This is a genomic window from Streptomyces sp. NPDC048521 (assembly GCF_043199855.1).
In the GTDB taxonomy this organism is placed as follows: domain Bacteria; phylum Actinomycetota; class Actinomycetes; order Streptomycetales; family Streptomycetaceae; genus Streptomyces.
The window spans coordinates 1-982 of record NZ_JBICWR010000037.1; the positions used below are offsets into that span (position 1 = coordinate 1).

At 70.5% G+C, this 982-nt stretch carries 1 protein-coding gene; it reads left to right on the top strand.

All coding sequences use genetic code 11. From position 1 onward, the window contains the following. On the top strand, positions 1-808 hold an 808-nt coding region (locus tag ACGFRF_RS40920), incomplete at its 5' end, for an OmpL47-type beta-barrel domain-containing protein (protein WP_393749114.1). Positions 809-982 lie beyond the last annotated feature (174 nt).

Genomic DNA, 982 nt, shown 5'->3' on the forward strand with positions numbered 1-982 from the left:
GGGGGCGAAGGACGCCTCTGGGAACTACGTGGCGAGTGCGACGGTGACGGTGACGGCTTCGGACGCGGAGTCGGGTGTGGCCGGGATCGAGTACTCGCTTGATGGCGCGTCGTATGACGCCTACAAGGCGCCGGTTGAGGTGAACAGCGTGGGTCGGCACACGCTGGCGTATCGGGCGACGGACAAGGCGGGGAACACCTCGCCCGTGAAGTCGGTGGAGTTCACCGTGGTGGCAGCTCCACCGGAGGACAGGACGCCGCCGCAGGTTGCGGCCTCCGTCTCAGGCACGAAGAACGACTCCGGTGACTATGTCGGCAGTGCGACGGTGACGGTGACGGCTTCGGACACGGAGTCGGGTGTGGCCACTATCGAGTACTCCCTCGATGGCGGCCCCTACCTGCAGTACTCCGCACCTGCGGTGATTGACAGAGGCGGGAGCCACACCTTCCTCTATCGGGCCACCGACAAGGCCGGCAACACGTCCACGCCGAAATCGCTGTCCATCACCGTCGTCGACAGCAGGCCGCCGACCGACTGTCCCGAAAGGGACGACCGCTCGACCGTGTTCGTCGGCTCGATCAACACTGGTGTCCCGAACCGCGTGACGGCCAGCGGCTGCACGATCAACGAGCTGATCGAGGATCACCGATCCTGGGACAGGCACGGCGCGTTCGTCTCGCACGTCGGGGAGATCATCGCGACGCTGCGGAAGGAGGGAGTCGTCGACCAGCGGGAGGCCGCCGAGATCAAGAAGGCAGCCGGCCAGTCCGACATCGGCGTGCCGAACCGTGGTCCCGCCGGTCGCTGAGTCACGGCCGGGACGGTGACGCCGCCTGGGCCGTGTGCCTCGGCGAGCTGAACCGGCGGCCCGCCGAGGCGACCCGGACAGCGCACAGGGCCGTGGGGGGGGGGGGGGGGGGGGGGGGGGCGGCGGGGGGGGGGGGGGGGGCGCGCGGGGGGGGGGGGCCGGGGGGGGGGGGCC